Origin of the sequence: Pseudomonas sp. HMWF006, assembly GCF_003061205.1 — a bacterium.
Lineage (GTDB): Bacteria > Pseudomonadota > Gammaproteobacteria > Pseudomonadales > Pseudomonadaceae > Aquipseudomonas > Aquipseudomonas monsensis.
In genome coordinates this window covers 1-1,032 of the sequence record NZ_QAIU01000599.1, presented here as the reverse complement: position 1 = coordinate 1,032, position 1,032 = coordinate 1, and the positions used below count along the sequence as shown (strand labels likewise).

Sequence of the window (1,032 nt, the reverse complement as noted above, 5' to 3'; positions counted from 1 at the left end):
ATGTCGCGAATCACCCCGCCACCGACGCCGGTGATCGTGCCCATCAGCATCGCCACAAACGGCGTGATCCCGAAATTCAACGCCTTCTGCGCCCCGGCCACGGCAAACAGCGCCAGCCCCGCCGCGTCCAGTACGATCAGGGTTGAACCGGACCAGCCCAACACCTGCTCATGACAGACAAACGCCAGCCCGCCCATGAAAAACGCCAGCGCCGGATAACGCCAGTCGGCCACGGCGTTGGGCGGCGTGGCACCGATCAGCACGTCACGGGTCACCCCGCCGCCAAGCGCGACAATAAACGCAATCACCATCACCCCGAGCAAATCGAGCTGACTGTGCATTGCCGCAATCGCACCCTCGACAGCAAACACCGCCGTACCGGCCAGGTCGGCCACCAGCACAATCCGCTCAACCCGAGACTTGCGCCCCGCCGGCGCTATTGAGTGACGCAACGGGTCGTGGTGATGTGACGAGTGGTTTGCCCGTCGACATACATGTCGCCGGCCACTTGAGTGTTCTCAAGCACCTGACAGGTGCGTACCGGCGGCGGAGGCGGCGCGGCCGGTGGAGGTGGCGGTGGACTGGCACAACCGGCCAGCAACGCTACGGAAAAAACCAGCGACAGCGGCGAACACACGCGTTTCCCAAGATTGTTCATAGGACGACCCGCGATAAAGGGAGACCCACTCCCGCGCACAACCGAACACGGAAGACCTGACCACTCATTCTTTATAGCCGAGCCCCCTGTAACCGCCAGTAAACCCGCCACCGAAGACATGCCTGGCTGTCGATTTTGCTTTTCGGCACAGCCGAAGCCTGGTCGGCTGTCAGGCCGCCATCGCCAGCAGGCTGGCTCCTACAGTTGGATTGGGTACGTTCCGTTAGAGCATGGTCGGTTATCAGGCCGCCTTCGCTGGCAAGCCAGCTCCCACAGTTGGATTGGGTGCGTTCCGTTAGAGCATGGTCGGCTGTCAGGCCGCCATCGCTGGCAAGCCAGCTCCCACAGTTGGTTTGAGTGCATTCAGTTAGAGG

2 protein-coding genes are annotated in these 1,032 nt (G+C 62.2%); both read right to left on the bottom strand.

The genetic code is table 11. The features are described from left to right. Positions 1-452 (bottom strand): trimeric intracellular cation channel family protein (locus DBR24_RS34135; RefSeq protein WP_256591915.1); only part of this gene is annotated, 452 nt, incomplete at its 3' end. Further along, positions 437-658, bottom strand: a complete 222-nt coding sequence (locus DBR24_RS27785) for a hypothetical protein (protein ID WP_128616307.1) — start codon at positions 656-658, stop codon at positions 437-439. The genes DBR24_RS27785 and DBR24_RS34135, both read right to left, overlap by 16 nt. Positions 659-1,032: the final 374 nt, after the last annotated feature.

Bases quoted from the DNA above. Each gene is read 5' to 3' on its own strand.
- DBR24_RS27785 (WP_128616307.1), bottom strand. From the start codon at position 658: ATGAACAATCTTGGGAAACGCGTGTGTTCGCCGCTGTCGCTGGTTTTT.